The organism is Micromonospora sp. WMMD812 (assembly GCF_027497215.1).
In the GTDB taxonomy this organism is placed as follows: Bacteria; Actinomycetota; Actinomycetes; order Mycobacteriales; family Micromonosporaceae; genus Micromonospora.
Genome location: NZ_CP114904.1, coordinates 5,000,932 through 5,024,428 on the forward strand (window position 1 = coordinate 5,000,932; position 23,497 = coordinate 5,024,428).

At 74.2% G+C, this 23,497-nt stretch carries 23 protein-coding genes; 14 read left to right on the top strand and 9 right to left on the bottom strand.

Annotation, left to right across the window (positions count from 1 at the left end; genetic code table 11):
- Position 1 precedes the first annotated feature (1 nt).
- The 6 genes from O7603_RS23090 to O7603_RS23115 are packed head-to-tail and all read right to left on the bottom strand — an operon-like array spanning position 2 to position 7,718.
- On the bottom strand, positions 2-1,171 hold the full coding sequence (locus tag O7603_RS23090) for a M23 family metallopeptidase (protein ID WP_281571872.1): 1,170 nt from the start codon (positions 1,169-1,171) through the stop codon (positions 2-4).
- Positions 1,168-1,725: a hypothetical protein gene (locus O7603_RS23095; protein ID WP_281571873.1), complete on the bottom strand. Its 558-nt coding sequence runs from the start codon at positions 1,723-1,725 to the stop codon at positions 1,168-1,170. Before O7603_RS23095 ends, O7603_RS23090 begins: the two co-directional genes overlap by 4 nt.
- Entirely contained in the window at positions 1,722-3,656 is a 1,935-nt protein-coding gene (locus O7603_RS23100) for an MFS transporter (RefSeq protein ID WP_281571874.1), read from the bottom strand. Before O7603_RS23100 ends, O7603_RS23095 begins: the two co-directional genes overlap by 4 nt.
- Before the next feature lies 1 nt (position 3,657).
- On the bottom strand, positions 3,658-6,978 hold the full coding sequence (locus O7603_RS23105; RefSeq protein ID WP_281571875.1) for an ATP-binding protein: 3,321 nt from the start codon (positions 6,976-6,978) through the stop codon (positions 3,658-3,660).
- 49 nt (positions 6,979-7,027) lie between these two features.
- A complete protein-coding gene (locus tag O7603_RS23110; protein ID WP_281571876.1) occupies positions 7,028-7,390 on the bottom strand; it encodes a hypothetical protein in 363 nt (120 codons plus the stop codon).
- Between the two features lie 13 nt (positions 7,391-7,403).
- Complete coding sequence (locus tag O7603_RS23115) at positions 7,404-7,718, bottom strand: hypothetical protein (RefSeq protein ID WP_281571877.1); 315 nt, start codon at positions 7,716-7,718, stop codon at positions 7,404-7,406.
- A gap of 356 nt (positions 7,719-8,074) precedes the next feature.
- Here O7603_RS23115 and folP point away from each other — a divergent pair, with 356 nt between their 5' ends.
- The 7 genes from folP to O7603_RS23150 all read left to right on the top strand — a co-directional run bounded on the left by folP (position 8,075) and on the right by O7603_RS23150 (position 12,716).
- A complete protein-coding gene (gene folP, locus O7603_RS23120; RefSeq protein WP_281571878.1) occupies positions 8,075-8,968 on the top strand; it encodes a dihydropteroate synthase in 894 nt (297 codons plus the stop codon).
- Positions 8,965-9,330 carry a dihydroneopterin aldolase gene (folB, locus tag O7603_RS23125; RefSeq protein ID WP_281571879.1) on the top strand — a complete coding sequence of 122 codons (366 nt, stop codon included), beginning with the start codon at positions 8,965-8,967 and terminating at the stop codon, positions 9,328-9,330. The genes folP and folB overlap by 4 nt, the downstream gene beginning before the upstream one ends.
- On the top strand, positions 9,327-9,851 hold the full coding sequence (gene folK / locus O7603_RS23130) for a 2-amino-4-hydroxy-6-hydroxymethyldihydropteridine diphosphokinase (RefSeq protein WP_281571880.1): 525 nt from the start codon (positions 9,327-9,329) through the stop codon (positions 9,849-9,851). Before folB ends, folK begins: the two co-directional genes overlap by 4 nt.
- 19 nt (positions 9,852-9,870) lie before the next feature.
- Positions 9,871-10,410, top strand: coding sequence for a DUF3180 domain-containing protein (locus O7603_RS23135; protein WP_281571881.1), 540 nt, complete (start codon positions 9,871-9,873; stop codon positions 10,408-10,410).
- Positions 10,411-10,551: 141 nt separating this feature from the next.
- Positions 10,552-11,763, top strand: coding sequence for an ABC transporter permease (locus O7603_RS23140; protein WP_281571882.1), 1,212 nt, complete (start codon positions 10,552-10,554; stop codon positions 11,761-11,763).
- A gap of 53 nt (positions 11,764-11,816) precedes the next feature.
- Positions 11,817-12,125: a hypothetical protein gene (locus tag O7603_RS23145; RefSeq protein ID WP_281571883.1), complete on the top strand. Its 309-nt coding sequence runs from the start codon at positions 11,817-11,819 to the stop codon at positions 12,123-12,125.
- Positions 12,126-12,215: 90 nt separating this feature from the next.
- Complete coding sequence (locus tag O7603_RS23150; RefSeq protein ID WP_281571884.1) at positions 12,216-12,716, top strand: hypothetical protein; 501 nt, start codon at positions 12,216-12,218, stop codon at positions 12,714-12,716.
- Positions 12,717-12,847: 131 nt separating this feature from the next.
- On the opposite strand, the gene O7603_RS23155 is transcribed toward O7603_RS23150, so the two are convergent.
- On the bottom strand, positions 12,848-13,864 hold the full coding sequence (locus O7603_RS23155) for an ATP-binding cassette domain-containing protein (RefSeq protein WP_281571885.1): 1,017 nt from the start codon (positions 13,862-13,864) through the stop codon (positions 12,848-12,850).
- Between the two features lie 2 nt (positions 13,865-13,866).
- Between O7603_RS23155 and O7603_RS23160 the strand changes: the two genes are divergently transcribed.
- The 4 genes from O7603_RS23160 to O7603_RS23175 all read left to right on the top strand — a co-directional run bounded on the left by O7603_RS23160 (position 13,867) and on the right by O7603_RS23175 (position 18,562).
- The gene (locus tag O7603_RS23160; RefSeq protein WP_281571886.1) at positions 13,867-14,553 is read left to right on the top strand and encodes an ABC transporter permease; all 687 of its coding nucleotides are present in this window, start codon (positions 13,867-13,869) and stop codon (positions 14,551-14,553) included.
- The gene (locus O7603_RS23165; protein WP_281571887.1) at positions 14,550-15,272 is read left to right on the top strand and encodes an ABC transporter permease; all 723 of its coding nucleotides are present in this window, start codon (positions 14,550-14,552) and stop codon (positions 15,270-15,272) included. The genes O7603_RS23160 and O7603_RS23165 overlap by 4 nt, the downstream gene beginning before the upstream one ends.
- Before the next feature lie 164 nt (positions 15,273-15,436).
- The gene (locus O7603_RS23170) at positions 15,437-16,441 is read left to right on the top strand and encodes a glycine betaine ABC transporter substrate-binding protein (RefSeq protein ID WP_281571888.1); all 1,005 of its coding nucleotides are present in this window, start codon (positions 15,437-15,439) and stop codon (positions 16,439-16,441) included.
- Positions 16,442-16,684: 243 nt separating this feature from the next.
- Positions 16,685-18,562 carry a hypothetical protein gene (locus O7603_RS23175; RefSeq protein ID WP_281571889.1) on the top strand — a complete coding sequence of 626 codons (1,878 nt, stop codon included), beginning with the start codon at positions 16,685-16,687 and terminating at the stop codon, positions 18,560-18,562.
- Positions 18,563-18,631: 69 nt separating this feature from the next.
- Here the strand turns inward: O7603_RS23175 and O7603_RS23180 are convergent, their stop codons facing one another.
- Positions 18,632-19,819: an NADH-quinone oxidoreductase subunit D gene (locus O7603_RS23180; RefSeq protein ID WP_281571890.1), complete on the bottom strand. Its 1,188-nt coding sequence runs from the start codon at positions 19,817-19,819 to the stop codon at positions 18,632-18,634.
- The gene (locus O7603_RS23185) at positions 19,816-20,886 is read right to left on the bottom strand and encodes an SAM-dependent methyltransferase (RefSeq protein WP_281576778.1); all 1,071 of its coding nucleotides are present in this window, start codon (positions 20,884-20,886) and stop codon (positions 19,816-19,818) included. Before O7603_RS23185 ends, O7603_RS23180 begins: the two co-directional genes overlap by 4 nt.
- Before the next feature lie 156 nt (positions 20,887-21,042).
- Here O7603_RS23185 and O7603_RS23190 point away from each other — a divergent pair, with 156 nt between their 5' ends.
- Genes O7603_RS23190 through panD form a run of 3 tightly spaced genes read left to right on the top strand, consistent with a single transcriptional unit; the run spans position 21,043 to position 23,381 of the window.
- A complete protein-coding gene (locus O7603_RS23190) occupies positions 21,043-22,023 on the top strand; it encodes a Rossmann-like and DUF2520 domain-containing protein (protein ID WP_281571891.1) in 981 nt (326 codons plus the stop codon).
- Between the two features lie 58 nt (positions 22,024-22,081).
- Positions 22,082-22,927 carry a pantoate--beta-alanine ligase gene (gene panC, locus O7603_RS23195; RefSeq protein ID WP_281571892.1) on the top strand — a complete coding sequence of 282 codons (846 nt, stop codon included), beginning with the start codon at positions 22,082-22,084 and terminating at the stop codon, positions 22,925-22,927.
- Positions 22,928-22,958: 31 nt separating this feature from the next.
- Entirely contained in the window at positions 22,959-23,381 is a 423-nt protein-coding gene (gene panD / locus O7603_RS23200) for an aspartate 1-decarboxylase (RefSeq protein WP_281571893.1), read from the top strand.
- The last annotated feature ends 116 nt before the right edge of the window (positions 23,382-23,497 follow it).

Sequence of the window (23,497 nt, forward strand, 5' to 3'; positions counted from 1 at the left end):
CTCATCCCGCACCCTTGAGCGGCGCGCCACGGGCCCGCATGAACGGCACCGGGTCGATCGCGCCCCCACTGCTCCGGTCGCCGTCCTCGTGTACCTCGAAGTGCAGGTGCGGGCCGGAGGAGTTGCCGCTGCTGCCGACCTCGCCGATCACCTCGCCGGCCTTGACCTGCTGGCCCACCTCGACCCGCGGCTCGGTGACCAGGTGGCAGTACCGGGTGATGAAGCCGCCCGCGTGGAGGATGTCGACGAACCAGCCGCAGCCGCCCTTGTCCGGGTAGCCGTCGACGTCGCAGCTCAGGTGCCCACCGTTGTCTGGGTCGCAGCGCGACACCAGCACCCGGCCGGATGCGGCGGCATGGATGGGTGTGCCCTTGTCCGCGGCGATGTCGACCCCGTCGTGACCCGGTCGCTCGGCCGTGCGGAATCCCGAGCCGACGCCGCCGGTGATCGGCGCGGTCCAGCCGGACGCCGCGACCTCCTTCCCGGACGCCGCGTCGCACACGTGCCGCCCGCCGATCAACGCCGTCCTGGCCGCGCCGCCGGCCAGGGCGTCGACGAGGTGGGCGGCCAGCGTCTCGTGCTTCGCGTACGCGTCCGGATAGGCGCTCACCTGGACCTCCTGCGCGGCGACAGTGAGCGGCAGCTCCTCCCATTTCGGCACCGTGAGCAGCTTCTCGTAGAACTTTCCGGCCGCGTACTCCGGATTCATCCGCTGCGCCACGCTGCCCCAGGAGGCGCGTTGCTGGAAGAGGCCGACCGAGTCGTGATCGGCCCCCACGCCCTCGTTGGGGAGGTCCGTGGACTGTGCGACAGTCTGGTTCGCCAGGTTCCGCAGCCCGGACTCCTGCATCGCGGTCGCCACGGCGATGACCCAGCCCCGCGGCGGGACCTTCATGTCCTGCCCGACCTTGATGATCCTGGCGGCGTTGCGCAGCTGGCTGTCCCCGTAGTCCGCGAGGCGGGGCATGTCACCGGTCACGTTGACCTGGAAGTCCCCGGTGCACTCGATGCTCATCGGCGTCATCTGCTCCGCCGCGTCGCCGCCGAGTTCGGTGAGGAAGAACGCGGCGGTGCCTCCGGTGCAGCAGAGCAGGGCAAGTGCCACGGTGAGCGCGGTGGAGAGCGCGCCGATCCGCACCCGACGGTGCGGCGGAGCAGCCTCGTCGTTCATTTCCGCTCCCAGTCCACTGCGTCGACCAACCACTGCCCGTCGGGCGCCACGACTTCCAGCCGGAGCCGCCCGCTGTCCAGCGGCACCAGCACCTCCACGAAGTTGGCCGCGCGCGGCCGCACGGTGGCCTCGTCGGTCACCGACCCGGCCGGCACGGCGGCCGGCACCGCGCGGGCCAGCTTCGCGGTGAGTTCGGGTGTGGACAGCGGACGCAGGCCGTCGCGCCACTGCTCGGCCGTCATGCCCGGCTTGCCCAGCCACGCGGTGACGAAGCGGTCGGCCGTGCGCTCCGGGCTGAGAGCTCCGGGTCGGGTGACCGGGGTGGGCGGTGCGGCCGTCCCGACCAGCCCGTCGTCACCCGCGGTCGGCTCGACGGTGGTGACGGGCTCGCTCGGCCGATTGATCAGGCCGAGAGTGGGATCGCCCGGGCCGGCGACGAGCCGGGCGGCCCCGATCACGCCGAACACCACCACGGCCAGGGCGAGCGCGATGCCGAGCCGGGAGCGCAGCATCCGGGTGACCAGGAACTCCAGCGCGCGTCGCATCGCGCTCACCGCGCCTCGGAACGGATCCGCGGCCTGGGTCGGTCGGGTGTGCTCTCGACCGAGCCCGGTCGGTAGACGACGAAGGACGGGCTCTCCTCCGGGACGTCCGGCTCCGTCCAGCTGGCCGGCTGCCGGCGGCGTGGCCGCGGCGTGGTGGGGCGGGGCGCGCCCGCGCGCTCCTCGGGCTCCGTCGAGGGTTCACGACCGTCCGGCCGCTGACGGTCGGTGGTCTTCGGGTCCGCGTGCACGGGGTCCTCGTGCCGGGCCTCCGGCCGCAGGGTCGTCTGCTCCGCGACGACCGCCTTGCGGCGGCCCAGGGCAGGCTCGGCTGTGCCCCCGGGCTCGGCCACGTCCAGGCGCGCGGCGGCGCGCATGTCGCGGAAGAAGCGCCGGTGCCAGGAGCCCGCGGAGCTGACCGCCTCGCTGCTGTCCTTTCCACCGAGCTGGGTGATCCGGCGGTAGGGGCGCAGCAACAGCCAGCCGACCACCCCGCAGAGCCAGACCAGCACCACCTGGAGCCAGCCGGGCAGCGTCGGTGTGCTCATGATCAGGTCCACCGCGAACAGGTAGATCGCGGCGCCGGTGCCGAAGATGGCGATGTTGAAGACCGCGGCGACCACGGCGTTCGCCAGTCGGCGCAGGCCGGCGCTCGCCGGCCGGAGCAGACCGACCGTGCCGAGGATCGGCGCCGCGATCACCGCCCACCGGAAGATCAGGAAGCCGAGCAGCACCAGGAGCGAAGCGGTCAGGTCGAACATGGCGAAGAGCAGCGCCGCCAGCACCGCGATGAAGCCGGCGCCCACCCGGTCCATGTCCCGGACGCCCTGGAGGTACTCGTACGCCTCCGGGTCCTCCCGCTTGACCTGCTCGGCGATGGTCATCCACTGCTGCTGCTTGGCTTTGATGATCACGTCGCGAGTAGCGGGGTTCGCGCGGATGGACTCCGCTTCTTCCCAGGTCAGCGACTTCGCGTCGTAAAGCGCAGGACCATATTTCTTGGCGGTCTCGCTGTCGGCCGAGCCCAGCGCACCGCGTAGCCAGTTTCGGTACAGCATTGCTTCGGTGGCTGTGTCGCTGGCGCGGACGGCAGGCGGGCGATGGTCCTTGCAAGCCTCTGGATTTGGGTCGTCACATTGGCCGGGCGGCGTGTCACGCGTTGCCGGGCCGACGGCATCGTGCACCACTCCGAGAGTGGTGATGAGAGTGCCGTCCGCGATGTTGGCCGACTTCACCGGCCATGCCGCCAGGGCGGTCACCGCCACCATCACCAGCAGGGCCCAACCCGCGGTGGTCATGGCGTTGCTCATGTCCGACTGGCGTGACCGCCAGAGCAGGTAGAGGCCGACCACGCAGAGCGTGACGATCCCGAAGACGCTGAACACCTTCTGGTAGACCGCCTTGGTCGCCTGCTCCACCAGCGGGTCGGCCCAGCTCCACATCGACCGGGGGTCCCAGGCGCGCTCCCGCAGGGCGTTCGACGCGCCGACGATCGCCGTGGCGACCATGAACTCGCCGTTGGCGACCGTGTTGCTGAACTTGTAGTCCGGGTGCATCACGGAGGAGGCGCATCCACCGTCGACCCGATAGGTGGTGTAGCTGTAACCGGCGTAGCCGTAGTCGCTGTAGTAGCCCTTCGGGCCGGGCTGCTTCGAGGACTCCGGACGCGAGGCGAACCATCCGGCGAGCCCGGAATCCGGTGCGGTCGGGGTCGGCGGCTTCCAGCAGTTCGCCTCGGACTCGGCGACCTGTTGGAGCTTCTTGACGCAGGCGCGGAAGTCGGCCTGCCATTCCGCGGTCGTGCACAGCTCGGCCTGTGCCTGCGTCACCACCGGGGCGGCCGCCGCCGGTGTCGCCCCGATCAGCGGCCAGGCGATGGTGGCCCCGGCGAGTACGCCGAGCGCGAGCAGGAACGACATGATCCGTGCCCGGGCCCTCGCCATGTCACGCCTCCGGATCCGGCAGGGGGACGCTCGGCAGCACCCCGGCCGCCGCGGCGATCGCGGCGGGCGTGGTGTCGAGGTGTTCCAGCAGACCGTCGACGTACGAGACGTCCACCCGGACCTTCTGCACCCGCCCGTCGACGTCGCGCATGACGAACTCGCGGAAGCCGAGCCGGGCGGCCGACGTGGCGTCGGCGGTGGAGAGCGAGGCCAGGGTGGCCTCGTAGCCGTCGTTGACCGGGACCCGCAGCAGCCGCAGGGCCTCGGAGGCGATCTCGTTGTCCTCGGCGATCCGCCCGACGAAGACGGTGGAGACGAGGTTCTGCACGTCCAGGCCGAGGATGTCGCGGGGGTTCTGTGAGGCGACCAGCGCGGAGAGGTTCCACTTGCGGGAGTCCCGGGCGAGCCGCACCAAGAAGGACCGCCCGGAGCGCCAGCCCTCCATGAAGTGCGCCTCGTCCAGACCGACCAGCTTGCGTGACGACATCGACCCGCCGTAGCAGCGGCGGACCGCGAGCCGGTGCGCGGTATGCAGCATCGGCAGGGCGAGCGCCTCCTCGGCCGACCAGTACTCGCGCTCGATCTTCAGGTCCGGCAGCCGGAGACCGGCCATCGTGATCACGGTGAGGGCGGCATCCGGGCCGAGCAACCCCTCGGGCGGTCGCCCGAAGAAGAGCATCGCCAGCGGCATTTCGGCGGTGTCCAGCAGCAGGTTCGCGAGTTCCTTGCCGGTGTCGTCGTCGAGCTGCCCCAGCGTGCTGACCACGTCGTCCAGGGTGGACGTCTCCTCCGCCGGCACCTGGCGTACGGCGTGCCGGAACAGGGTGGCGGTGGACGCCTCCCGGGCGACCTGCGGCGGCACCAGCATCATGCAGATGTCCTGCACCAGCATCCGTCGCTCGGCGCGGGCGTTGGAGACCGCGATCTCGAACTCCCGGTCACCGGCGGGGCCGCCGACGAACTCGCTGCGCAGCGGGGTCGGGATCAGTGCGTACGGTGCGAGGGTGCCGTGCTCGGACCCGGTCAGGTTGAGCACCCGGGAGTACGGCCGCAACTCCGGCATGGCACAGAGCCGGGCCAGCGGGCCGGACGGGTCGAGGAGGGTCACCTGGACGCCCCGGCGGGCGGCCAGGTAGCCGAGCGCGCCGAGCAGGGTGGACTTGCCGCCGCCGGGTTCGGCCACGAAGACGGCGAGCCCGGAGCGCTCGCGGACCTCCATGGGGTAGTGCAGGTCCAGGAAGACCGGTCGGCGGCAGGTGCCGGCGGTCCGGCCGATCAGGTCGCCACGCCGGTCACCGACCGTGGAGGCGGCCTGCGGCAGCGCGGCGGCGAGCAACGGCACCGGCATCCGCCGGACGTAGCCGGTGTTGGCGATCGGCTCACCGGGGATGAACTCCCGGGCCAGCCAGTCCTGGTTCTTCGGGTGCTGGAGCGAGATGCGCAGCTCGCGGGAGTAGAGCTGGATCAGCCGGCGGGCCCGCTCCAGGCACTCCTCCCTGGTCCGGCCGCCGACGGCGATCCGGTGCCAGCCGTGTGCCCGGGCCGAGTCGACCGGCAGGCCGGTGGTCATCTCGTCGCCGATCACCAGCGCCCGCTTGGCCAGCCGCTCCAGCTCCGGTGGCGCGTCGATGCCGTGCTCGGCGTAGTCGAGCTGCTGCGAGCGGATCATGCGGAGCCGGTGCTCGAGGTTGCGGAACGAGTCGCCCGAGCCGAGGATGTCCACCCGGGTGGACAGCTCCATCGGCCACGGCAGCCGCTCGTGGAAGTGCAACCAGGGCTCGTGCCGCTCGGGGATCTCCAGCGGCTCCATCCGGCCCACGGCCAGCACGGCGACGTGCCGCTCCTCGCCGGTCATCCGGTTGACCAGCTTCACCGTCGAGCCGTACGGCGTCCGGTAGCGCTCGACCTGCTCGGTGAGGGCCAGCAGGTCCCCCCGCTCCCAGCGCCCGTCGGTCACCGGCGAGAGCGCGCCCGGCGGCGACATGCAGAGCGCCACCGAGCGGTAGAGCAGCCACTCCAGCTCCTGCGCGGTGACCCGCCGCCCACGCATGCCGAACGCGCCGAGCACCTCGTCGAACTGCTCCACGGTCCGGCCCAGCCGGCGGCGTTCACCCTCGGCCACCCCCCGACCGAAGGTCCGCAGGACCCGTTCGGTGAGCGAGTCGCCGAGCGACCGCCGGGCGAAGGTGACCCCGAGGTACGTCTGCCCCTCGGCGTGGTTGACCGACATCAGGTGCCGCTGCGCGGCGACCAGGTGGTCGGCCCAGCTCGGCGTGCCGGGCACGTCGGGCAGCGGGGCGGCGGTGTGCGCGTCGATGGTGCGGGCCCACTCGTCGGCGGGGAACGGCCGGGTGGTGCGGCGCAGGTGCAGGCGGAAGCCGGCGAGGCCGGCGTACTGCTCGGAGATCGCCGAGAGCAACGCCTCGCGCTCGGCGTCGGGGCGGAACGCCCAGCGCACCTCGGGCAGCCAGTACCAGGCGGTGACGGTGTTCGGGGTGAAGGTCAGGTGGCCGGCGATCTCGGTGATCGCCAGCTCGACAGACGGGTCACGGTCGCCGAACTTGATCTTCGGTGCGCGGACCCGGACCGGCTTGGTCGGCTGGTTCCGTCGCGCGGCCGAGCGCTGCCGTGGCGGCACGACCTCGCGTCCGTTCGACGTGCCCGACCGGCCCGACGAGCGTTCCGGCCGGTCCGGTGTGGACCGGCGGGGCTCCGCCTCGGGCTCCGGCTCTCGTCCCGGCGGCTGGGGCGGGACCGGAGCGACCCGGTCCCGCAGCGGCTCGGGGTCGGCCGGGGGGCGGACCGCCGGCAACCGGTCGCCGGCCTGGTGCGGCACCCGGGACCGGACGGGCGGCGGCGCCGCGGCTTCCGCTTCGTCGCCGCGGTGGCCGCCCGGCACCCGGGTCGGTCGGTCCGTCGCCGCGGGGAGCGCGGGGGCGGGCGACCCGATCGGGGGCGCCGGCGCGACCGCCGCCGGCTGTTGCGGGATCGGGTGGTGGTCCCGGCCCGCGTCGCGCTGCGGGGGCGGGGCGATCGGGCGTGCCGAGCCCGGCCGCGGTGCGCCGAAGAGGTCGAGGAACGGGGAGTCGATGTCGGGGCTCTCCGCGGTCGGACCCGGCTCGGCGGGGGCTGGCCGCCGGGGCACCGGTCGGGGCGCCTGGAAGACGCCGACACCGCCGTGCCCGGGCGAGGTGGCCAGCGCGGGATCGAGGACGGCCTCGTCCAACCCCTCGGCATCCGGGTAGTCGAACGATCGCGCACGGTGACTGTCCGGCACGGTCGGACGACCGGCCGGGGAACCCGGCGTGGAAGAGCGACTCATGCGACCGCCTCACCCGCGTCGTGCGACCGCCCGTTCGGCGTACGCCCGGTCATGCCAGCTCCTCCCGGATCCTGATCCCGCTGCCGACCAGGCGCGGATCGCGCTGCTCGGCGGCCGGCTCCCGGGTGCGTCGCCAGTCCGTCAGCGCGGTGCGGATGACCACCCGCGCCGGCCGGTCCGGGTCGACGTACCGGAAGATGAACGACGTGGTCACGATGGCGAGCGCGATCTCCCAGGCCGGGAAGAGCTCCACCGTCAACGTGAACAGCCAGTGGATGAACATGTAGAGGGGGACGAGCAGCATGAAGAGCCCGTACTGGGCGTAGGGCAGGTGGACGGGAAGGGTGTAGCCGGGCGGCCCGAGGTAGACCAGGCGGGCCCGGTAGATGTCGTCGTCGGTGCGCAGCCGCATGTCGTGCCCGCGTCTATTCGAAGATCAGATCGATCAGGTAGTCGCCGACGAAGAAGAGTGTGGCGGCGCCGGCGATGAAGGCCAGCCCCACGATGGCGATGGCGGAGCTGGTCAGCACCTTGGAGATCTCGCCGCGGCTGGCCCGGCCGATGAAGATGACGCCGAGGACCGCGAGCAGGATCGGCGCGATCTTGCTGGCGAAGAAGGTGACGACGCTGTTGGTGTCGATGCCCTTCGGTGCTGGCTCGGCGAGTGGAGTCGACGCCAGGGCGGAGAGCGCGTGGGCGACGCCGGACGACGTCGTCTCCAGGAGCTCGATGGCGATCACTGAAACCTCCCCAAATCGCGGCCGGCGGCGCCGCGGCGGTGCAATAGGCAAGCCTGGCGGGAAATGTGCTCACTGGGCGCAGCGCGACTGACCCTGTGTTCGTTACTCACCACGGAGAGTGGCGAGCTTTGGCCGGATTTTCCCCGCTTCGGCCCTCCCTCCAAGCTTCGCCATCTCGATGCTGGGCAATTCCAAAGCGTACGGGCCGCCCCGGAATGCGACAAGCCGCGAAGAGGCTGCCCGATCCGACCCGGACGACCGATCGTACACCTGTTCCAATCCGCATGTCAGGGGCTGTGCGGAAGGCCGCCACCCGGGCCGGCGGAGGCCGCCGCGCCGACCGGTACCGTCTAGTCGTGACCGATCTGGTACGGGCCCCGGCCCCGGTGGTGATGGGCGTCCTCAACGTCACGCCCGACTCCTTCTCCGACGGCGGACGGTACGCCGACCTCGACGCCGCCGTCGGACATGGCGTCCGACTGCGTGCGGAGGGATCGCACCTGGTGGACGTGGGTGGCGAGTCCACCCGTCCGGGCGCCGACCGGGTCGACGCGGACACCGAGGCCGCCCGGGTGGTCCCGGTCATCCGCGAGCTGGCCGCGGCCGGCGTCCCGGTCAGCATTGACACCAGCCGGGCCCGGGTCGCCGAGGCGGCGCTGGCCGCCGGCGCCGTGGTCGTCAACGACGTGTCCGGAGGCCTGGCCGACCCCGACATGGCCCGGGCGGTCCGCGACGCGGGTTGCCCCTGGGTGCTGATGCACTGGCGGGGGCACTCCCGCGGCATGCGCGAGCTGGCGACCTATACCGACGTGGTGGCCGACGTGCGGGACGAACTGGCGCAGCGTGTCGACGAGGCGCTGCGCGCTGGCGTCGCCGCCGACCGGATCGTCGTCGACCCCGGCCTCGGCTTCGCCAAGACCGCCGCGCACAACTGGCAGCTCACCGCCCGCCTCCCCGAACTGCTCGATCTGGGCTTCCCGCTGCTCTTCGGCGCCAGCCGCAAGTCGTACCTGGGCGCGCTGCTGGCCGGCCCGGACGGCGCGCCGCGGCCGACCGGCGAGCGGGAGGCGGCCACCGTCGCCACCAGCCTGCTCGCGGTGGCGGCCGGCGCCTGGGGAGTACGGGTGCACGACGTCCGCGCGACCGCGGACGCGCTCGCCGTCTGGCGGGCCAGCGGCAGCCCGTGCCTGCTGCCGGCCGGCGCGGCCGTCGGGCCCGGGCCGGCCGGCCGGCACGAGGGGGACCGATGACCGACCGGATCGCCTTGACCGGCCTGCGGGCGCGCGGCCGGCACGGGGTGTACGACTTCGAACGCGCCCAGGGGCAGGACTTCGTCGTCGATGCGGTGCTCGAACTCGACCTCGGCCCCGCCGCCCGCTCGGACGACGTGGCGGACACCGTCCACTACGGGGAGCTGGCGGAACGCCTGGTCGCCGTGGTGACCGGCGAGCCGGTCAACCTGATCGAGACGCTGGCCGACCGGCTGCTCACGGTCTGCCTGGCCGACCCGCGGGTGGCGACCGCGACGGTCACGGTGCACAAGCCGGAGGCGCCCGTGCCGCACACCTTCACCGACGTGGCCGTCACACTGTCCCGGGCGCGTGCCCGGTGACCCGCGCCGTTCTCTCCCTCGGCAGCAACCTGGGCGACCGGCTGGCCCACCTGCGCTCCGCCGTCGCCGCGCTGGGCGACGCCGTGCTGGTGGTGTCCGGGGTGTACGAGACTCCACCGTGGGGGGACCCGGACCAGCCCACGTACCTCAACGCGGCGCTGCTCGCGGACGACCCGACCGCGACCCCGCGCGACTGGCTGGAGCGGGCCCGGGGCGCGGAGGCCGCGGCCGGCCGCACCCGCGACCCGGAGCGGCGGTTCGGGCCGCGCACCCTGGACGTGGACGTCATCGCGGTCTGGGACGACGACGAGCCGGTGGTCAGCGACGACCCGGAGCTGACCCTGCCGCACCCCCGGGCCCACCTGCGGGCGTTCGTGCTGCGGCCGTGGATCGACATCCAGCCGTACGGGCGGCTGCCGGGCCACGGCTGGCTCACCGACCTGCTCACCAGCGGTCCGGCCGCCGCCGACGCGGTGGAAGTGCGCCCCCGCCCGGATCTGGCGTTAGAGTCGACGGCATGACCCAGCGGAGCCGGCCGGCATGACGCAGGCGCGATCCCCACGGCCCGGCGGGACGGGTCCGGACCGCTCGCGGATGGGCCCCACCCGGATCTCCACCCTGGTGGTGGCCGCCCTGGCCGCCGCCGCGGTGGCCTGGCTGCTGATCAGCAGCTTCTACTACAGCGGCATCCCCCGGCTGCCCTGGCTGCCGGTGATCACGCTGGCCGCGCTGGCGGTGCTCGAGGGCTATGCCGCGATCAACACCCGCGGCCGGATCGACCGGCGGCCGGGGCGTGAGCCGGTCAACCCGTTGATGGTCGCGCGGTTCGTGGTGCTGGCCAAGGCGTCGTCCCTGGTCGGCGCGCTCTTCGCCGGCTTCTACGCCGGCCTGACGGCGTGGCTCTTCGTCGAGTCCACCCGTGCCGCGACCGAGGATCGGGCGCCGGCCGGGGGCGGGTTCCTCGCCTCGCTGGCCCTGACGGCGGCCGCGCTCTGGTTGGAGAGGTCCTGCCGGGTGCCGGAGCGCCCGGAGGACGAGCGCGAGCCGGACGAACGGGAGAGCCGTCCGGGCCAGCGCTGATCGATGCCCCCGCCGGGTCGCCGCAGGTAGGGGGTTACGCCCGGCTCCCGGCGCGGGTACGGTGCCTCCGACCGGGGAGCAACGGCCGCGCCGGTCCGCCCGTGCGTCGGAGCTGGACGACCGGCCAAGGGGAGGCGGGGCATGGCGTACGAGCAACCGGGCCGCGACGGGTCGGTCGAGCCTTCGTCCGGGGTTCCGGCCGCCGTCCTGGAGAACGTCTTCGACGACCCGGCCCACGGCGAGCCGGGCCGCGACCGGGTCGGCGTCCACGTGGCCTGGGAGCTGGCGCTGCTGGTCGGGCTGGCCGCCGTGACCTGGCTGCTCTGGCGGGAGGACCCGGACGTGCTGCGCGGTTCCGGGCTGCGTTCGCTGCTGGTCGGTGTCGTCGCGATCGGCCTGCTCACCCTCGCCGCCGGGCTCAGCCTGCGTACCGCCGCGCCCAACCTCGCGGTCGGGCCGGTCGCGGTCGCCGCGGCGCTGCACTTCGCCGAGCAGGGCGACCGCGGGGTGGCCGCCGCGGTGGCGCCCGCGGCCGTCGTGGCCGCGGTCGGCGGGCTGGCGCTCGCGCTGGCGGTGGTGGTGCTGCACGTGCCGGGCTGGGCGGCGAGCCTGGCGGCCGCGGCAGGGGTGATCGTGTACATCGAGCGTCGCTCCGCCCCGGTGCTGGTCCAGGGCGAGTACGACCCGCGCCGGCACGCGATGTACCTCTTCGCCGGCTTCGCCGCGCTCGCCGTCCTCGGCGGGCTGTTCGGTGCGATCCGGGCGATCCGCCGCCTGGTCGGCCGGTTCCGTCCGGTCGCCGACCCGGCGCGGCGCCGGGGCGGGGTGGCCGCGGTCGTCACCGCGGGCGCGTTGGTCTGTTCGACCGTTCTGGCCATGCTGGCCGGGGTGCTGATCGCCGCGAACGACACCGCCCCGGTGGCACCCACGACCGGTGGGGACTGGACCGTGCTCGCGGTCGGCGTCGCGCTGCTCGCCGGCACCAGCGCGTACGGACGGCGGGGCGGCATCTTCGGCACCCTGCTCGCGGTCGGGCTGGTCGCGGTCTTCCTCGCGTACGCGGAGGCGCGCGGCTGGACGGTCAGTCGGTGGGCGGTCGGCGGGGCGGCGCTGGGCGTCGGGCTACTGGTCACCCGGCTGGTCGAACGGTACGGGCGACCGGGGTCGGTGACCGCCGACGCGCCGGAGCCGGTCAGCGACGGCGCGATCAGCTCGGGCTGGACGATGCCGGGGCCGCGAACCGTCGACAACTGGCCGCCCACCCTGCCCACCCCGACCACGGAGAGCCCGGTGGACCCGTGGCGGGCCCCCCGGTGGGAGACCGAGCCGCGGCGGTGGGACGACGACCGGTGAGCCGGGCGGTGTCCGCCGGGCCGGGTGTGATCTCGACGGTTAGGCTCGGCGGCATGACCGAGACACCTGCCACCCCGACCGGCGGCCGATCGTTCGAGGAGCTGGACGCGCTGTCCACCGAGGAGCTGCGGGAGCGGGCGTTCGCGCTCGCCCGGCACCGCCGCGACGTCGGTTTCTACTGGTCTGTGCTGCAGCGCCTGCCGAACGCGGACGAGGCCGCCGCGCTCGACGGCGCGTTGAACTCGGTCGGGCCGACCATCGACGAGGCGGCGGCGCTCTGGCGGGAGCTGACCGGGCACGGCTACGAGGAGTCCGCGCCGCTGCTGCGGGCCGCCTTCATCGACTACCTCATGAAGCACTGAGTGGCCGGAACGCGCTGGTCCGCCCGCCGCCCCGGATCCGGGACGGGACGCGGTGGGTCGGGAGCCGGCCGATCGGGCCTCGGGCGGCTCATGGCGGTCGCCGGCCGGTCCGGCCGGGTCAGCCGCTACGGCACCGCGGCCGGCACCGGCACCCTCGCCGCGCTCGTGCTGGTCGCCGTCTGCGGCAGTCCGGCCTACGTCGGTTGGGCCGAGGGCCACACCGACCCGAACTGGGCCGGGGGCTGGTACCTGCGGCTGCTCGCGTGGCCGGCCTGGCTGATCGACGCCGGCGACCAGCCCGGTGGGGTGCTCGCCGCCGACCTGCGGGCCATCCTCCTGGTGGTCCTCGCGGCCACCCTGCTCTACCTGCTGCCCGCCGGGCAGGTCGCCCGGGTGCCCGGCCCGCTCAGCCAGTTCTTCTCCGGCTGGGCGGCGTACGTGCTGGCCAGCGGCATCGCCGCGGTGCTCGCGGCACTCCTCGGGCCGGGGTCGTCGATGCTCGGCGCGCTGCAGGCCGCCGGCGCCGGCGCCGGCTACGGCTTCCTCTCCGGCTGGATCATCGGCACCGCCAGCCTGGGCGGCCGGGCCTGACCCCCTCGGCGAGAGCCTGACCCCCTCGGCGGGCCTGACGCCTCGGCGAGGGCCAGACCCCCTCGGCCCGGGCCCGACTCGTTCGCCCGGGCCGACCACCTCGCCGCTGCGCGTTCAGCGCGTCGGGTCGGTCACTCCGGCCGGGCCAGGTCGAGGAGGCGCTGGCGGCCCAGCGTCCCGACCGGTCGCCCCTCGTCCGTCACCACCACCCGTTCCGCCGCGGACGTGAGCATCACCGCCAGCGCGTCGTACGCCGAGCCGCCCAGCGGCACGGTGGGCGCCTCCGGCGCGCCGCCGGCGGGCACCGGCTCCAGCGCCTCCCGGCGGACCGGGGTGACCACCAGTTGGCGGATGCCCCGGTCGGCGCCCACGAACTCGCGGACGAACGGGGTGGCCGGCGTGCCGAGCAGAGCCGCCGGCGGATCGTACTGCTCCAGGTGACCGCCCTGGGACAGCACCGCGATCCGGTCGCCCAGCCGGACCGCCTCGTCGAGGTCGTGGGTGACCAGCACGATCGTCTTGCGCACCTCGGCCTGCAGCCGGAGGAACTCCTCCTGCAGCCTGGTCCGGACGATCGGGTCGACGGCGGAGAACGGCTCGTCCATCAGCAGCACCACCGGGTCGGCGGCGAGCGCCCGCGCCACCCCGACCCGTTGCCGCTGGCCGCCGGAGAGCTCGTGCGGGTAGCGGCCGCCGAACTGGCCCGGGTCCAGACCGACCAGTTCCAGCAACTCGTCGACCCGGCGCCGGCTGCGGTCCTTGGACCAGCCGAGCAGCCGGGGCACGGTCGCGACGTTGGCCCGCACCGTCTGGTGCGGGAACAGGCCGACGTTCTGGATGACGTAGCCGATCCGGCGGCGCAGCCGCACCGGGTCGACCCGGGTGACGTCCTCGTCGCCGAGCAGGATCCGCCCGCCGGTCGGCTCGATCAACCGGTTGATCATGCGGAGCACGGTCGACTTGCCGCAGCCGGACGGCCCGATCAGCACCACCAGCTCGCCGGCCTTCACCTCCAGGCTCAGCTCGCGTACGGCCTCGGTCCCGTCGGGGTAGCGTTTGCGGATTCCCTCGAGAGTGATCGACGCCGCGCGCGCGTCGTCGGCCGCCGCGCGCCCGGCGGCGCCGGAGGTCTCCGGGGTAACGTCCACGTATGTCCTTCCGCCTGAGCTACCGGGCCGACCCGGGTAACCCGTGGTTCTCCTGGCAGTACGTGCGGGACAACTCTGACACGATCCTCGCCGCGCTGCGCGAGCACGCCTCGCTGACCGCCCGCGCGGTGCTGATCGCCGCGCTGATCGCCGTGCCGCTGGCCGTGGTGGCCTACTGGTACCGGGCCCTCGCGGGCCCGATTCTCGCACTCACCGGGGTGCTCTACACCATCCCGTCGCTGGCCCTCTTCGCGTTCCTCGCGCCCTACCTGGGCATCGGCGCGATCACCGTGCTCAGCGTGGTGGTGCTCTACGCGCTGCTGGTCATCGTCCGCAACACGATCGCCGGGTTGACCCAGGTGCCGCCCGAGGTCCGCGAGGCGGCAGAGGGGATGGGGTACGGCCGCTGGGGGCGGCTGGTCCGCATCGACCTGCCGCTCGCGCTGCCCGGCATCCTCACCGGCCTGCGACTGGCCACCGTCTCGACCGTGGCCCTGGTCACCGTGGGTGTGGTCGTGGGTCGGGGTGGGCTCGGTCAACTGATCTTCGCGGGCTTCCAGAACAACTTCTACAAGGCGCAGATCATGACCGGGACGGTGCTCTGCGTCCTGCTCGCGCTGGTGCTGGACCTGATCCTGGCCGGGACCGGCCGGCTGCTCACCCCCTGGCTGGCCCGGAGGTCGTCGTGAGTGCGATCGAGCAGGCGGTCGTCTGGCTGAACGACCCGCTGAACTGGACCAACCCGGGTGGTGTGCTGGACCGGCTCGGCGAGCACATGGTGCTGTCCGCCGCCGCGGTGGCGCTCGGCTGCCTGGTGGCCTGGCCCATCGGCCTGTGGCTCGGCCACACCGGGCGCGGCGGCAACCTGGTAGTGCTGGTGGCCAACATCACTCTCGCCATCCCGACGCTGGCCCTGCTGACCATCCTGCCGCTGACCTTCCTGGGTTTCGGCCGGCCGGCCGTGATCGTCGCACTGGCCGTGTTCGCGGTGCCGCCACTGCTGGCCAACGCGTACACCGGGGTGCGGCAGGCCGATCCAGAAGCCCGGGACGCGGCCCGGGGGATGGGCCTCTCCGGCTGGCAGGTGTTGCGTCGGGTGGAGCTGCCGCTGGCGGTGCCCTACCTGGCGGCGGGCTTCCGGACGGCGGCCGTCCAGGTGGTCGCGACCGCGGCGCTGGCCTCGTTCGTCAACGGCGGCGGGCTGGGCCAGATCATCCGCGCCGGGTTCGGGCTGGACATCGCCGCCGGTGGCGGGCAGATCCTGGCCGGCGGCCTGCTGGTGGCGGGCCTCGCGGTGCTGGTGGAGCTGATCCTGGCCCTGGTCGAGCGGCTGGTCACCCCCCGTCCGTTGCGCGCCGCCCGCCGGGGCGCGAACCGGCGGGCGGCGGACGCCGTGGCCGGAGGGTGATTCCCACCACGCGATGACGATCCGGTGACAAAGCTCGCCCCAAGTTGTCGTACCCCCCCGGAGGATGTTGGCTGAGAAATCGCGGGCGAGCCGGTAGGAGGATCGCCCGTCGGACACGCGGCCGGCCCGAAGGGGTCGCGCCGGGACACGGAAGGCGGGCACACATGCGCGCACGTACACGGCTGGCCGTCGGCGCGGCGGCGGCCCTCACCGCCGCAGGGCTGCTGACCGGCTGCGGCAACGCCGGATCCTCCGGCACCGAGGCACCCCAGCAGGGCGCGAGCGGGGCGGGCTGCGCACCGGTCGCCGGCGACCAGCTGGTGGTTCTCGAGGACGACAAGAAGCTCCAGAACACCGACAACGTCATCCCGGCGGTCAACGCCGACGCGGCGAAGCCGGAGCTGCTCGCCGCGCTCGACAAGGTCTCCGCTGCGTTGGACACGCCGAAGCTGATCCAGCTCAACAAGGCGGTCGACGTCGACCGGAAGACCCCGAAGGTAGCGGCCGAGGAGTTCGCGTCGGCCAACAACGTGACCACCGGGATCGCCAAGGGGCCGGGCGGGCAGATCGTGGTCGGCGCCGGCAACTTCAGCGAGAGCCAGACCATCGCCGAGCTTTACCAGATCGCGCTCACCGCCGCCGGCTACCAGGTCCGGGTGCAGCAGATCGGCAGCCGCGAGCTCTACGAGCCGGCCCTGGAGAAGGGCGAGATCCAGGTGGTCCCGGAGTACGCGGCGACCATGGCCGAGTTCCTCAACACGAAGGCCAACGGGCAGAACGCCCAGCCGGTCTCCTCGCCGGACCTCGACAAGACCGTCACCGCGCTGAAGGCCAGCGGCGACAAGGTCGGCATCACCTTCGGCAAGCCGTCGGCCGCGCAGGACCAGAACGCCTTCGCGGTCACCAAGGCGTTCGGCGACAAGTATGGCGTCAGCACCCTCTCCGAGCTGGCCAGCAAGTGCTCCGGCACGGCGACCGTGCTGGCCGGGCCGCCCGAGTGCCCGCAGCGTCCGAAGTGCCAGGCCGGCCTGGTCCAGGTCTACAACTTCAACGCCGGCTCGTTCAGCTCGCTGGACGCCGGTGGCCCGCAGACCAAGAACGCGTTGAAGACCGGCAGCGCCAGCGTCGGCCTGGTCTTCTCCTCGGACGGCGCGTTGGCGAGCAGCTGACCCCGTCCGGGCGGTCATGACGCCCGACACCCGACGCCGGCCGGTCGCCGGTGGCCCCGTGCCACCGCCGACCGGCCGCGTCCGTTCGGGCGGCGATCCGGGCTCGCGACGACACGGGGGCGACCCGGCCACCGGCGCCGTGGTGAACGGTGGATGACCTCGGGTTCACGGGCCGGTGCGCGGGCGGGCCGGCGGTTCTGGGCCCGTTCCCACGGAAGGCAACTCTCGGTAGGCTGCACAGCCATGCCCGCCCCGGTCTCCCCCGACGCAAAGCGCAATTCGACGCCGCTGACCGTGCTGTTCTGGATCGGCGTGGCGCTGGCCCCGGTGGCGGCGCTGATCCTGCTGGTCGCGGACGGCAACGGCCCGCTGCGCTTCGCCGCGGTTCTCGCGATCCTGGCCGTGGTGCTGATCGGGCTGTCGATCGCGTTGCGCCCCGACGGCGAGGGTGGCCAGGCGCGCACCGAGGAACTGCTCGACGAGATGGAGCAGCTCCGTCACGAGCTGCGCGGCGAGATCGTGGCCGCCGCACAGCGCGGCAACCAGGCGCTCGACCAGGCCCAGCGGGCGCAGGAGGCAGTCGCCGCGGTGCGGCGCCGGCTCGAGGTGGCCGGCGGCGCCCCCTCGGGGGGCGAGGAGCCGCCCGGTGCCGGCCGGGCCCGGGTACCCGCCGCCGAGCCGGCCGAGGACGCCCCGGCGGGGCGGACCCGGGCCGTTGCCCAGGAGGACGGCTCCGGCCGGTGGGGACGGACCGAGTGGGAGGACGACGAGGACCGCGCCCCCCGCGCCCAGCCCACCCGCCACGGCGCCGACCGGCCCGCGTCCCCGCAGTACGGCGCCGACCGGCCCGCGTCCCCGCAGCACGGCGCCGACCGGTCCGCGTCCAGCCAGTACGGCACGGAGCGCCCGACCGCCGGACAGTACGGCGCGGAGCGCCCCGCCGGCGGGTACGGCGAGCGACCGGGGTCCGCCGGGGCCCACGGTGCGGAACGCCCCGCCGCCCAGGCCGGTGTCTACGGCGGCGTCGCGCAGTCCGCCGCGTACGGCGCCGCGCAGCCGGGCGTGTACGGTGCCGCGGCCCGCCCGGCGGAGCACGACGGACGCCCCGATCCGGCGCATCGCCAGGTCGGCATGGTCCGGCACACCGAGACGGTGCACGTCACCACCCGACACACGATCGTGGACGGGGGTCCGGCCGAGCCGTCCGGCGGCCGCTACGGCGGCGGGTACGCCGGCTCCTGGTCGCCCTCCGCGGACGAGCGTCCATGGGGCGCGGGCCGCTCCGACGAGCGCTCCTGGGCGGGAGCGGGCGCGGGATCGGGGCCGGAGGAGCGGTCCTGGTCCGGGTACGCCGGTCAGGACGAGCGCGCGCGCTCCGGCGACGAGCGGCAGTGGGGGGCGCAGTCCGGCCCGCGCGACGAGTCCGGCCGGGACGGGCAACGCGACGACCGGGGCTGGGCCGGCCGGCGGGACGAGCGGTGGTCCGGGGCCGGTGAGCAGCAGGGCTGGTCGGACCAGCCCGGAACGGGCGAGTCGGGCTGGAGCGCGCCGGCCGACCGGACCGGGCAGGACCAGGACCGGCCGGCACGGCCGGACGACACCGGTGAGTACTGGGCGCAGCTGCGCGCCGGGGACCGGTGGGCGTCGGTCCGGGACGACGAGAACGGCCGCGAACTGCGGGTCGGCGAGCGGCGCGCCGAGGTGCACGCCGACGCCACCGGCACCGAGTACCGGATGGCCGACCGGTGGGCCTCGGTCCGTCGTGAGGAGTCGCGCCGGGACCGCGAGGAGCCGCGCCGCGATTACGACGAGCCGCGCCGGGAGTACGACGCCTCGCGCCGGGAGTACGACGAGCCCCGCCGGGAGTACGGCCGGGGTGGGGACGAGGGCTGGCGGGGCGGTTGGGCCGAGCCGGAGGAGCGCCCGGCGCTACCCGCCGGCGGAGTGCCGGTGCCGGACGAGTGGCGGCCGCCGCGGCAGCGGGGATACCGGCCGGGGGCCGACGTGGAGCCGGAGCGGGTGGGTCGGCGGGCGCGGGTCGAGGAGGAGCACTACGGCTACCCGCCGCAGGACGACGTGCCGCGCGCCGGCGGGGCCCGTCCCGGCGACCGCTGGCGCTGACCGCCGAGGAAACCCGCCAACGCCGCACCGCCCGGGCACCGCGCGGTGGCGGCGACCGCTCGCGGCCGGCTACTTGTCGATGTCGCCGACCACGAAGAACATCGAGCCGAGGATGGCGATCAGGTCCGGCACCAGGCAGCCGGGGAGCAGCGTGGCCAGCGCCTGCACGTTCGCATACGACGCGGTGCGCAACTTCAACCGCCACGGCGTCTTCTCGCCCCGGGAGACCAGGTAGTAGCCGTTGATGCCGAGCGGGTTCTCGGTCCAGGCGTAGGTGTGCCCCTCGGGCGCCTTGACCACCTTCGGCAGCCGGGTGTTCACCGGCCCGCCGAGCCGGTCGACCCGGTCCAGGCACTGCTCGGCGAGGTCGAGCGATGCGTACACCTGGTCGAGCAGCACCTCGAACCGGGCGTGGCAGTCGCCGGCGGCGCGGGTCACCACCGGCACGTCCAGCTCCCCGTAGGCCAGGTAGGGATCGTCACGGCGCAGATCGAGGTCGAGCCCGGAGGCCCGGGCGACCGGGCCGGACGCGCCGAACGCGGCGGCGTCGGCGGCCGACAGCACCCCCACGCCGACGGTCCGGGCCAGAAAGATGTCGTTGCGCCGGATCAGGTCGTCCAGGTCGGGCATCCGCCGACGCACCTCGCCGATCGCCGCCCGCGCCCGGCCGGTCCAGCCGGACGGCACCTCCTCCTTCAACCCGCCCACCCGGTTGAACATGTAGTGGATCCGGCCTCCGGACACCTCCTCCATCGCCGCCTGGAGGGTCTCCCGCTCGCGGAACGCGTAGAACATCGGGGTGATCGCGCCGATCTCCAGCGGGTACGAGCCGAGGAACATCAGGTGGTTGAGCACCCGGTTCAGCTCCGCGAGCGCCATCCGCAGCCAGACGGCCCGCTCCGGCACCTCCAGACCCATCAGCCGTTCGACGGCGAGCACCACGCCCAGCTCGTTCGAGAACGCCGACAGCCAGTCGTGCCGGTTGGCCAGCACGATGATCTGCCGGTAGTCGCGTACCTCGAAGAGCTTCTCCGCGCCCCGGTGCATGTAGCCGACGACCGGCTCGGCCGAGACCACCCGCTCGCCGTCGAGGACGAGCTTCAGCCGCAGCACGCCGTGCGTCGACGGGTGCTGCGGGCCGATGTTGAGCACCATGTCGGTGCCCAGCTGCTGCCCGCCGGTGCCCGCCACCAGGCCGGCTCCGGTGCCGACGGTCAGCTCGCGGAGGTCCCCGGCGTCGGTGGTCATGCCCGTCATCGTGCCACGACCGCGTCCCACTCGACGCCGACCGGTTGCCGCAGCCACCAGTGCCCGCCGAGGCCGGCCGGGTCGGTCAGCTCGCCCACCGCCGACGCGGCGGCGAGCGCCCGGACGTACCCGGCCGGGTCGGTGGCGGCCAGGGCCAGCGGCGGTCGGCCGCCGTCCGCCCCGAGCGCCCGCAGCGCCTCCCGCTGCGACCTCAGGGAGTACGCACACCGTGCCACCCGCTCACCGGCGGAGGCGACCGAGTCCAGGGCGACGTGCGCGGTGACGTCGCAGGTCCCGTCGGGCACCGGTGGCACCTGCCGCCCGCCCCGGTACCCGGCCAGCGTCCCGTCGACCGGTCGATCCTGCCGCAGGTGTCCGTAGTCGACGGCCAACGCCAGCCCCCGCTCCACCCGCCCGACCGCGTTCGCCCAGGCCAGATCCCGACTCCGCCCGACCTCGGCCCGCGTCCCGGCCGCCGCCCCGGGCACGGGCCACCAGGTCGCGAGCCAGTCGTCGTCCTCCGGGCTGACCGGATCACCCACCGTCTCGGCGCCCGTCGCCGGGTCCACCAGCAGGTAGCGCCAGCCGCCCCCGGTATGCACGGCGACGTCGAGCGGCACGTTGTCCAGCCATTCGGTGGCCAGGAGCAGGCCGGTGATCCCGGCGGGAACCTCGGCCACCCAGTCGACGGTGTCGGGCAGGTCATCGGGCCGGGGAGCCAGCTCGACCGCGGTGAGCCGCAGCCGCGCCGCGAGCGGCGACCTGGTGGGTGACGGGCGGCCGGCGGCCGGAGCGGGAACCGTGTCGGCGGACCCCGCGGCGTCCTCGATCGCGGCACGAGACGCGATCGTGCGCAGCAGCTCCCCACGACCCGCCCCGACGTCGACCACGTCGAGCCGGGCCGGGTGGCCGAGCGCGGCGTCGACCTGGGCGAGGACGCGGAGCAGGGCGGCACCGAACGCCAGGGACGCGTGCACGCTGGTGCGGAAGTGGTCGGCCGGCCCGGGGCCGGCGACGAAGAAGCCGCCCGGGCCGTAGAGCGCCCGGTCCATCGCGTCCCGCCAGCGGATCGACATCAGGTCATCCATGGTCCCAGGGCCCGTCACCGTGCCGACCCTACGGGGGCTCCCGTCGCCGGGCGGTGAAGGTTTTCACATCCGTGTTTCGTTCCGGTTGCCCCGGCGCATACTTGCGATCGACCGGTACCCCTTCTCGAGGACTGGATCGTCGTCATGAGCGCACCGCTGCGCCCGCGTCCGGCCGCCCCTCGGCGGGCCGCCGTGACCGTGGGCCGCGCCCGTTCGGGCGCCCCGGCTCCCGCCTTTCCCCGTACCCTCACCGTCGGTGTCGTCGGCGCCGGCCGGGTGGGCGCCGTGCTGGGCGCCGCGCTCGCCGCCGCCGGTCACCGGGTGACGGCCGTCACCGGCGCGTCGACCGCGAGTCGCGCCCGCACCGCGCTGCTGCTGCCCTCCGTCCCGCGGCGCTCCACCACCGCGGTGGCCCGGTCCGCCACCGACCTGCTGCTGATCGCCGTGCCGGACGACGCGCTGGCCGGCGTGGTCGCCGCCCTGGCGGACAGCGGTGCCCTGCGCCCCGGCCAGTTGGTCGCACACACCTCCGGCGCGCACGGCCTCGACGTGCTCGCCCCGGCCGCCGCGGCCGGGGCCCACCCGCTGGCCCTGCACCCGGCGATGACCTTCACCGGTACGCCCGACGACCTCGACCGGCTCGCCGGCATCTCGTACGGGGTGACCGCACCGCCGGAGCTGCGCCCGCTGGCCGCCCGGCTGGTCGCCGACCTCGGCGGCGTGCCGGAGTGGATCGGCGAGGCGGACCGGCCGCTCTACCACGCGGCGCTGGCACACGGCGCCAACCACCTGGTGACCCTGGTCAACGAGGCGGCCGACCGGCTGCGCGACGCCGGGGTGACCCAGCCGGAGAAGGTGCTCGCCCCGCTGCTGCGGGCCGCGCTGGAGAACGCGCTGCGGCTCGGCGACGACGCGCTGACCGGCCCGGTCTCCCGGGGTGACGCCGGCACCGTCGAGCGGCACCTGGCCCGGCTCGCCGCGACCGCACCCGAGTCGGTCGCCCCGTACCTGGCGCTGGCCCGGCGTACCGCGGACCGGGCGATCGCCGCCGGCCGCCTGCGCCCGTCGGACGCCGCGTCGCTGCTCGGCGTCCTCGCCGACAGCCAGCGGGAGGTTGCGGCGTGACCGGTCCGGGAATGTCCGTGGACCGGGTCGCGCTGACGGACCGGGAGGTGGCCGCCGGATGGAGCTGGTGACGACACGCGAGGAGCTGGCCAAGGCGCGGGCCGCGCTGACCGGCACGGTCGGCGTGGTGATGACCATGGGGGCCCTGCACGACGGGCACGAGACGCTGCTGCGGGCGGCCCGGGAACAGGCCGACCACGTGCTGGTGACGATCTTCGTGAACCCGCTGCAGTTCGGGCCGAACGAGGACTTCGACCGCTATCCGCGTACCCTCGCCGACGACCTCGAGGTGTGCCGGCGGGCCGGCGCCGACGTGGTCTTCGCGCCGGGCCGGGAGGAGATGTACCCGGGGGGCGAGCCACGGGTCCGCGTCAACCCGGGTCCGCTGGGCGAGGAGTTGGAGGGGCACAGCCGCCCCGGCTTCTTCCACGGCGTGCTCACCGTGGTGCTGAAGCTGTTCCAGCTCACCCGCCCGGATGTCGCCTTCTTCGGTGAGAAGGACTACCAGCAGCTGACGCTGGTCCGGCGGATGGCGCGCGACCTCGACGTGCCGGTCCGGGTGGTCGGCGTGCCGACCGTGCGGGAGCCCGACGGGCTGGCCCGGTCCAGCCGCAACCGCTACCTCTCCGCCTCCGAGCGGGCGGCGGCGCTGAGCCTGTCGGCGGCCCTGCGCGCCGGGGCCGAGGCCGCCGAGCAGGGGCGGGACGCCGGCGCGGTGCTGGCCGCCGCGCACGCCGCGTTCGGCGCCGGTGCGCCCGGTGCGGAGCTGGACTACCTGGTCCTCACCGACCCGGAACTGGAGCCGGGACCGGTCAGCGGGCCGGCTCGGCTGCTCGTCGCGGCCTGGGTCGGCAGAACCCGGCTGATCGACAACGCGCCGATCCTGCTCACCCCCCGAACCTGAACCCCGCACGCCGCACGAAAGGCACTTCCCGATGCTGCGAACGATGCTCAAGTCGAAGATCCACCGGGCCACGGTGACGCAGGCCGACTTGCACTACGTCGGCTCGGTCACGGTGGACCAGGATCTGCTCGACGCCGCCGACCTGCTCGCCGGCGAGCAGGTTGCGATTGTGGACATCACCAACGGGGCGCGGCTGGAGACGTACGTGATCCCGGGTGAGCGGGGCAGCGGCGTGATCGGCATCAACGGCGCCGCCGCGCACCTCGTGCACCCCGGTGACCTGGTCATCCTGATCTCGTACGGGCAGATGGACGACGCCGAGGCGCGGACCCACCAACCCCGGGTGGTGCACGTCGACGCGGACAACCGGATCGTCGATCTGACCGCCGACCCGGCGACGGCGGCCCCCGGCACCGCCGGCAACCCCGTCCCCAACCCCCTCGCCGCGGTCTGACCCCACCACCGGCTCCCGCGATCTTGCACTTTCGGCCCCCGGTATGGGGCAGTCGTCCGGATTTGCCGGGGCGGCAGTGCAAGATCGGCGGGGATCGGGGGGACTGGGGGCCGCGA

Excerpts from the sequence above, each read along its gene's own strand:
- O7603_RS23090 (WP_281571872.1), bottom strand. The coding sequence starts at position 1,171 with ATGAACGACGAGGCTGCTCCGCCGCACCGTCGGGTGCGGATCGGCGCG.
- O7603_RS23100 (WP_281571874.1), bottom strand. The coding sequence starts at position 3,656 with ATGGCGAGGGCCCGGGCACGGATCATGTCGTTCCTGCTCGCGCTCGGC.
- O7603_RS23105 (WP_281571875.1), bottom strand. The coding sequence starts at position 6,978 with ATGAGTCGCTCTTCCACGCCGGGTTCCCCGGCCGGTCGTCCGACCGTG.
- O7603_RS23110 (WP_281571876.1), bottom strand. The coding sequence starts at position 7,390 with ATGCGGCTGCGCACCGACGACGACATCTACCGGGCCCGCCTGGTCTAC.
- folB (WP_281571879.1), top strand. The coding sequence starts at position 8,965 with ATGACCGACCGGATCGCCTTGACCGGCCTGCGGGCGCGCGGCCGGCAC.
- O7603_RS23135 (WP_281571881.1), top strand. The coding sequence starts at position 9,871 with ATGACGCAGGCGCGATCCCCACGGCCCGGCGGGACGGGTCCGGACCGC.
- O7603_RS23140 (WP_281571882.1), top strand. The coding sequence starts at position 10,552 with ATGGCGTACGAGCAACCGGGCCGCGACGGGTCGGTCGAGCCTTCGTCC.
- O7603_RS23145 (WP_281571883.1), top strand. The coding sequence starts at position 11,817 with ATGACCGAGACACCTGCCACCCCGACCGGCGGCCGATCGTTCGAGGAG.
- O7603_RS23150 (WP_281571884.1), top strand. The coding sequence starts at position 12,216 with ATGGCGGTCGCCGGCCGGTCCGGCCGGGTCAGCCGCTACGGCACCGCG.
- O7603_RS23160 (WP_281571886.1), top strand. The coding sequence starts at position 13,867 with ATGTCCTTCCGCCTGAGCTACCGGGCCGACCCGGGTAACCCGTGGTTC.
- O7603_RS23170 (WP_281571888.1), top strand. The coding sequence starts at position 15,437 with ATGCGCGCACGTACACGGCTGGCCGTCGGCGCGGCGGCGGCCCTCACC.
- O7603_RS23175 (WP_281571889.1), top strand. The coding sequence starts at position 16,685 with ATGCCCGCCCCGGTCTCCCCCGACGCAAAGCGCAATTCGACGCCGCTG.
- O7603_RS23180 (WP_281571890.1), bottom strand. The coding sequence starts at position 19,819 with ATGACGGGCATGACCACCGACGCCGGGGACCTCCGCGAGCTGACCGTC.
- O7603_RS23185 (WP_281576778.1), bottom strand. The coding sequence starts at position 20,886 with ATGTCGATCCGCTGGCGGGACGCGATGGACCGGGCGCTCTACGGCCCG.
- O7603_RS23190 (WP_281571891.1), top strand. The coding sequence starts at position 21,043 with ATGAGCGCACCGCTGCGCCCGCGTCCGGCCGCCCCTCGGCGGGCCGCC.
- panC (WP_281571892.1), top strand. The coding sequence starts at position 22,082 with ATGGAGCTGGTGACGACACGCGAGGAGCTGGCCAAGGCGCGGGCCGCG.
- panD (WP_281571893.1), top strand. The coding sequence starts at position 22,959 with ATGCTGCGAACGATGCTCAAGTCGAAGATCCACCGGGCCACGGTGACG.